A 6,670-nucleotide genomic window follows, 5' to 3' on the forward strand; every position below is an offset into this window, starting at 1 on the left:
GGACGCTCCAGCGTCACGGTCGGATTGAGTTCGGTGCCGGCCACCAGCGGTGCGACGGCGGCCTGGAAGAGTTCGGTGATGCGTTGTTTTTGTGCTGCGAGCATGGATGTGTTTCTGACGGTGCAAGCACCGCGCCTTGAATTGGAATAAACGTAGGCGGAATTATACTGGCTAGCCAGCCTTCATCCGCCCAATTTGTCGCGGCAATATGCGTCTATGAAGCGTGACATCTGGAAGGCCTGCGGCTCCCACGGCAAAGCGGAGAGTTTTTTCTCTGCCGTGAAGATGTAAGCACACGCTATCACGCTTTCACCAGAATTTATCACAACATCTATCAACTCGCGACGATATTCGCACCCTTCAAAGGCATCCAGCGCAGCAACGTCCGCTGCCGCCACATCGAAGTAAAGCACCCCTTCTACCGACGCTTGCGGGTTGGCGATCATGCCGGGATACGTATCGTCGGCGAGCGCATAGCGTGCGTAACCATATGCCATTGCCGGAACTGAGCGGTAATCGCCGCGCACGACGCGTTGCCAGATTTCCGGGAACATCAATGAACCGTAAGTGAATAGCTGCATGCTTTCCTGAGTTGAAATGCCGTTGCAAGGAGTGCTTATTTTAAGGTGCGGACCAAGCGGCTGCAGACGGCCAACTTCAAGCGCCCAAATAAAGTCCCGCAACGTGTGCGACAAGATCATGTTGATGGACGCACGTTGCTAATATTCCAATGCACTGCTAATGTTGAAACACGTTGTCGCTCATTAGAAATATCAAGAAAACGTTAACAAGAAATAGAAATGGTCGAGACAACAGCCGACACGTCACACCGTAGCTGCAGCACAGAATCTGCTTCCCTCTTTCATATCGAACGCTACTGGAGAATCGCTCATGCTTGAACTCATATCCGACCCGCAAATCTGGATGGCCTTTATTACGCTGACTGCGCTGGAACTGGTGCTTGGCATCGACAACATCATTTTCATTTCCATCCTGGTCGACAAGCTGCCGGTCGAGCGACGCGAGTTCGCGCGCAAGCTGGGCCTGTTCATCGCCATGTTCATGCGCATAGGCTTGTTGATGGTGCTGGCCTGGATAGTCGGATTGGTCGAACCATTGTTTACCGTGATGAATCAGGAAATTTCCGGGCGGGATTTGATATTGATAGGCGGCGGACTATTCCTGATATGGAAAAGCACCGGCGAAATCCATCAATCGCTGGAAGGCGAAGAAGGCCATACCTCCAGCGCAGTCCAGGCAACGTTCACTGCTGTGATTCTGCAGATCATGGTGGTGGATATGGTGTTTTCGCTGGATTCCATCATCACGGCGGTTGGCATGGTCGATCACATCGAAGTGATGGTGGCTGCGGTGATCGCCTCGGTCGGCTTGATGATGGTGTTTGCCGGCCCGATCGGGCGCTTCGTATCGCGCCATCCGTCGATCAAGATACTGGCGCTGGCCTTCCTGGTCGCGATCGGCGTGGTGCTGCTCGCCGAAGGATTCGATCACCACGTTCCAAAAGGATATATCTACAGCGCAATGGCGTTTGCCCTGATCGTTGAGGTGATCAATATCCAGATGCGCGCGCGCGCTGCCGCCAAACCCGTACATTTGCATGCACCTTATTCAAGCGATCCAAAAAGCGAATGAGCAGATAAAAAGCCGGGGCAGTAAATGAAAGGGGCAGCATCCAAACAGATGCCGCCCCTTTTCACATTCTTTTTACGCTTTTCTTCAGTGCGCTACGTATCCGTTTTGCGCCAGGCTGCCAGCTCAATCTGCAAGCTTGCGCGAGCTTCGTTTGTGCCAGCGATAGCGCGCCTGCAAGTGCCAGACCACATTAACCATTACATATCCGGCCAGCGCCGACACCACCGCGATGATGGCCAGGCCTGCCATGAACTCCGGGCCAACGGTTTGTACCCAGGCGATCAGATTGTCGAACCAGTGACTGACTTCGCCTTGTTCGTTGACGACTTTATCAAACATGCCCGTACCCGGTGCGCCGGCGGCAACTTGATCCGATCCAATCAGGAAGTTACCCAGCCGGTAGGCGGCGTAATAAAGCGGCGGCACAGTAAACGGATTCGTCACGAAAGTGGCAAACGCGGCAACCGGCAAATTAACCCGCACCAGAATCGCACCTATCGTCCCAAACAATATTTGTGCAAACGGAATCAGGATGCCAACGAACAAGCCGACTGCCAGGCCGCCGGCCACACCACGCCGATTGAACTGCCAGAGAAAATGATGATGCAGATAACAGCTGAACGGCTTCAGGAAACGATTTTCCTGAATACTCTGGGACGTCGGTATATGTTTGAAGAATCTGCTGCGACGCATGCGACTATTACTCCTGTTATAAGGTCAAACATGTCCATAGGCATGCTGTCGGCCAAGTAATATCAATTACCCAAAGAATGAGACACCGGCATCTACGCATAATTCACGGCAATAGATTCTTGCCTGAATGAAGTCGGCAATGCTACACGCAGAAGATGGCTATTTGCAAAGCCCAGCTCAGCGGGCCGCAGCCAGCGCTTCGATCGCCTCGCGATCCGTCATGAAAATATGCGTCGGCGGCAAGCCTTCCAGCCAGCGCGCATCTTCCAGCACATCCCATACCTGTTTCTTGATCGCCGAAACATAGAGATCGATACCCATGCTTTTCAAGGTGATCTGCAACGATTCCAGCGTATCGACGCCGGTCGCATCGATATCGTTGACCGAACCGACACACAGCAACAGACGTCTGATCTGCGGATCGCGGCTGCACTGTTCGACCACAAAATGATCCAGCACGCCGCCGGTCAGGAAATTCAGCGCGGCATCGATGCGCACCACCAGCAGATCGTCTGCCAGACGCGGCAGATCAAAGCGCTGGCGGTCACGCAAGGTACCGTCTGCATGCTGGCTGACTTCTATGATGCGCGGCTGCATATGCCGATAAAGATAGGACACCATCGTCAGCGTGATACCTACCATCACGCCCCAGTGCAGGCGCGGCATGGCGGCGATGGTGACCACAAAGGTGACAACAGCAATCGCGCCATCGTCACGTGAAATGGAAAACAGCCGCTTGAAGGCACCGAAATCGAACAGGCTGAAGACCGGCATGATGATCAGTGCGGCCAATGCCGAGCGCGGCACGTAATACAGCAGATCGGTAAAGAACAGCAGGCAAACCAGTACGCAAATCAATGTGAATACGGTAGCCCATGCGCTGGTTGCGCCGGCATACAGATTGAGCGCCGAGCGCGAGAAGGAACCGCTGACCGGAAACGCACCGGAAAATCCGCTCGCCACTTTTGCCAGACCCTGACCTATCAGCTCCTGGTTTTCATCCCAGCGTTCGCGCCGCTTGCGCGCCAGTACACGGCAGCTCGACATCGCTTCGGTAAAACTGATCAATGCCAGCACCAGCCCGGCCGACCACAATTCGCGGTGCTGCTCGAATGAAATCGCCGACGGCAGCACCAGCGGTGGCAAACCCTTGGCAATGTCGCCCACGACTTCACCGCCGGCTGCCGCATAGCCCAGCGCCCAGCTGAGCACAGTCGCCAGTATCGTCACGAACAGAATGGTGGGAAAGCGCGGGAAAAACCGCTTGCCGAGCGCCAGCAGCAACAAGGTGCCGGCACCGAATGCCGTCGTCATCAGCATATGCGATGGCGCTGCGCTGATACGCTCGAACACCCGCAGCGGATTGCTGCTGAAAATATCGACGATGCCCAGCAAGGTCGGCAATTGCGACATCATGATGATGATCGCTGCAGCGTTGATGAAACCGACGATCACCGGCTGCGACACCAGATTGCTCAGGCGGCCAAGGCGGAATGCGCCGAGTAAAAACTGTATCGCACCGGAATAGATGGACAGCCAGATTGCCAGCGCCACCCATTGTTCGGAGGCCGGTACCGCCAGCGGCGAGAGCGAACCGAATACCAGCAGACTCGACAGCGCAGCCGGCCCCACTGCGAGCAAGGCGGACGAGCCCCACAACACGCCGACCAGGCTGGGAATCAGCGCCGCATACAAACCTGTCGCCGCCGGCATGCCAGCCAGTGTTGCGTAGGCAACTGCCTGCGGGATCAGCACCATGCCGACACTGAGGCCGGCCCAGGCATCGTTTTTCAGCGTGGCCAGCGTCGGTCGCGGCCAGCGCAGGAAAGGAAAAAAGCGTTTGATGTCGAAAGCAGAATTCATGGTGGAAACAAAACAATTTTCAGGAAGGAAGGGCGTCTCAAAATAAGCAATACGGATAGGGCAGCTTGCCGCTTTGCAACACTGTCTGGCAGCGCCGCCCTTTACCGCTACCGCACCGCGCGTACAATAGCCCGATGGATATCACACTGCCCGAACTCGAACAGGTCATCAATTACTGGCGCACGCAACGCCCGTCGACCGGCGAAGAGCGTGCCTTGTCGCCGGAAGTAAACGGTCTGGCGAAACTGTATGCGCTGATGATTTTTCATCGCAAAAAATCCATCCCGCTCGAAACGCTGGACCCGGTTTGCCTGCAACTGATAGAAGGCTGGCGCAAGCGGGCTGCATAACTTTCTCCGGTGACAATCAGGCCGTCATGTGCCGCGCCTGACGTTGCGGCGCCGCATGTTCGGCTTTCTTCTCCGCCGTCTTTTCAGCTTTTTTCAAGGCCTGCGTCTTCAGCTTGGTGTTGGCCTGTCCGGCGTAATCACTGCGCAACACGGCCGCCGCCTGCTCTTCATCCATCCCTTCGCTGACCAGCCATTGCGCCACCAATACCGCCAGGCGTTCCAGCGCAATCCGGTTGGTGGCATCGGTAGTCGCATACAACCAGTTCGACAGTCGCATGAAATTGGCGAACGGCGAAGCGGACAATGGACTGTTCAGTATCAGCGGCAGCGTATGTGCAAAGCGTCCCGAGTTGGCGACCAGATCCCAGTAGCGCGCAAAACGCACCAGTTGCTGCATCGCATTGAAGTCTATGCGGTCGGTCGCCAGTATCGTGTACGGTGGATGCGGATCAAACACCATGCCGTATTGCTCGGTATGGCGAATGATGGGCGTACCGCGCAGGCGCTTCAGGATGCCGAACTGGATTTCATGCGGCTGCAATTCCAGCAGGCGATCGAAGCCGCGCGCAAAGCTGGCGATATCTTCACCCGGCAGGCCGGCAATCAAATCGACGTGCAAGTGCGCATGCGAGTGTTCGCACAGCCAGCGGATGTTTTCTGCGGCCTTTTCGTTATTCTGCTTGCGGCTGACCAGCGCCTGCACTTCCGGATTGAAACTCTGGATGCCGATTTCAAACTGCAAGGTTCCAGGCGGAAATTTCATGATGCCTTCCTTCAAGGCATCCGGCAGATGATCGGGCACCACTTCAAAGTGCGCGAATACCGGATCTTGCGGATTCGCCTCCAGCTTGTCGAGGAAGAACTGCATGATCTTCAAACTGGTCTTGATATTCAGGTTGAAGGTGCGATCGACGAACTTGAACAGCCGCGCGCCACGCGCATGCAGGACTTCCAGTTCAGCGAGAAAGAGATCGATATCGAAAGGCCACGCGGTTTTATCCAGCGCAGACAGGCAGAATTCGCATTTGAACGGACAGCCGCGCGACGCTTCCACGTACAGCGTGCGATGCGCAATATCTTCATCGGTGTACAACTGATACGGCATCGTCAGTTCCGCCAATGGCGGCTGCACGCCAGCATGGATTTTCATCAACGGTTTGGGGCCGTACAGTATCTGTTTGCACAAAGCGGGAAACGTGACATCGCCCCAACCGGTGACCAGGTAATCGGCCAGTTGCACGATGCTTTGCTCGTTCGATTCGTGGGACACTTCCGGCCCGCCCAGCACGATCACAACTTCCGGCGCCACGCGCTTGAGCAATGCAACCAGCTTGGTGGTTTCTTCAACGTTCCAGATATACACGCCGAAACCGATGATGCGCGGCTGATGCGCGAGCAGCTTTTCGACCATGTCGGTGGCGCGCGCACCGATCACGAATTCCTGCAATTGCGTCACACCTTGCAGTTCGCCCATGTTTGCCAGCAGACAGCGCAAACCCAGCGATGCGTGCGTGTAACGGGCGTTGAGTGTGGAAAGCAGTATGGTCATTGAAACGGTAGCAGTAAGGGAAGCGCCCATTCTACGCCGCCCGGCCTGAAAATCGTTCGGTTTGCGTACACCCGGGCGCCGTCTCTTCCTATAATGACAATTCTTTCGCGCCGCACATGCGTATTCAGCACGATTCATTTCAAAAAGAACAATTCATGTCATCTTTATCGATGTCTTCATTATTTCGATTCGCCGGATTCTACCTGCTGATGTTTACTGCAATGGCAAGCCACACAGCGTATGCACAGTCTGCATCTTCAATGGCCATCGCCGAAGTCGATCAGAACATGTGCCAGACCATGCGCGACATGAATGTGCTGCACAAGAATGCGCCGGTCAGCTGTGCGCAACTGCGCGTCGTGCATTTTTCCTATCTGGGGCTGGACGGCAAGGTGCACGACGATGGCGCAGTGATGGTCATGGCAGCGCTGGCTGATCATGTCCAAGCCATCTTCGCTACGCTGCTGCAAAGAAAATTTGCACTCGCCGGAGCACAGTTGATGCAGCATTATCGCGGTGACGATCTGGCCGCAATGCGCGCCAACAATACCTCCGCCTTCAA

6 protein-coding genes and 1 pseudogene are annotated in these 6,670 nt (G+C 55.5%); 3 read left to right on the plus strand and 4 right to left on the minus strand.

Features of this window, described 5'->3' with window-relative positions; translation table 11 throughout:
- Positions 1 to 182: 182 nt before the first annotated feature.
- Complete coding sequence (locus ABWP27_RS11500; RefSeq protein ID WP_353156873.1) at positions 183 to 581, minus strand: gamma-glutamylcyclotransferase family protein; 399 nt, start codon at positions 579 to 581, stop codon at positions 183 to 185.
- Positions 582 to 891: 310 nt separating this feature from the next.
- On the opposite strand from ABWP27_RS11500, the gene ABWP27_RS11505 reads away from it, so the two are divergent.
- Positions 892 to 1,653, plus strand: a complete 762-nt coding sequence (locus tag ABWP27_RS11505; RefSeq protein ID WP_353156875.1) for a TerC family protein — start codon at positions 892 to 894, stop codon at positions 1,651 to 1,653.
- 123 nt (positions 1,654 to 1,776) lie between these two features.
- Here the strand turns inward: ABWP27_RS11505 and ABWP27_RS11510 are convergent, their stop codons facing one another.
- Both ABWP27_RS11510 and ABWP27_RS11515 read right to left on the minus strand, forming a co-directional pair.
- A complete protein-coding gene (locus ABWP27_RS11510; protein ID WP_353156877.1) occupies positions 1,777 to 2,346 on the minus strand; it encodes a DUF2062 domain-containing protein in 570 nt (189 codons plus the stop codon).
- Positions 2,347 to 2,523: 177 nt separating this feature from the next.
- Complete coding sequence (locus ABWP27_RS11515; RefSeq protein ID WP_353156880.1) at positions 2,524 to 4,209, minus strand: SulP family inorganic anion transporter; 1,686 nt, start codon at positions 4,207 to 4,209, stop codon at positions 2,524 to 2,526.
- Positions 4,210 to 4,343: 134 nt separating this feature from the next.
- On the opposite strand from ABWP27_RS11515, the gene ABWP27_RS11520 reads away from it, so the two are divergent.
- Positions 4,344 to 4,559 (plus strand): DUF3717 domain-containing protein, encoded by a 216-nt coding sequence (locus ABWP27_RS11520; RefSeq protein WP_353156883.1) that lies wholly within the window; start codon positions 4,344 to 4,346, stop codon positions 4,557 to 4,559.
- A 16-nt stretch (positions 4,560 to 4,575) separates the two neighbouring features.
- Here the strand turns inward: ABWP27_RS11520 and ABWP27_RS11525 are convergent, their stop codons facing one another.
- Positions 4,576 to 6,108 carry a B12-binding domain-containing radical SAM protein gene (locus tag ABWP27_RS11525; protein ID WP_353156885.1) on the minus strand — a complete coding sequence of 511 codons (1,533 nt, stop codon included), beginning with the start codon at positions 6,106 to 6,108 and terminating at the stop codon, positions 4,576 to 4,578.
- Between the two features lie 260 nt (positions 6,109 to 6,368).
- Here ABWP27_RS11525 and ABWP27_RS11530 point away from each other — a divergent pair.
- A pseudogene (locus ABWP27_RS11530) lies at positions 6,369 to 6,670 on the plus strand (M15 family metallopeptidase); the annotation flags it as partial.

This window comes from Herminiimonas fonticola (assembly GCF_040395855.1).
GTDB classification, from domain to species: domain Bacteria; phylum Pseudomonadota; class Gammaproteobacteria; order Burkholderiales; family Burkholderiaceae_D; genus Oxalicibacterium; species Oxalicibacterium fonticola_A.

Bases quoted from the DNA above. Each gene is read 5' to 3' on its own strand.
- ABWP27_RS11500 (WP_353156873.1), bottom strand. From the start codon at position 581: ATGCAGCTATTCACTTACGGTTCATTGATGTTCCCGGAAATCTGGCAA.
- ABWP27_RS11505 (WP_353156875.1), top strand. From the start codon at position 892: ATGCTTGAACTCATATCCGACCCGCAAATCTGGATGGCCTTTATTACG.
- ABWP27_RS11510 (WP_353156877.1), bottom strand. From the start codon at position 2,346: ATGCGTCGCAGCAGATTCTTCAAACATATACCGACGTCCCAGAGTATT.
- ABWP27_RS11515 (WP_353156880.1), bottom strand. From the start codon at position 4,209: ATGAATTCTGCTTTCGACATCAAACGCTTTTTTCCTTTCCTGCGCTGG.
- ABWP27_RS11520 (WP_353156883.1), top strand. From the start codon at position 4,344: ATGGATATCACACTGCCCGAACTCGAACAGGTCATCAATTACTGGCGC.
- ABWP27_RS11525 (WP_353156885.1), bottom strand. From the start codon at position 6,108: ATGACCATACTGCTTTCCACACTCAACGCCCGTTACACGCACGCATCG.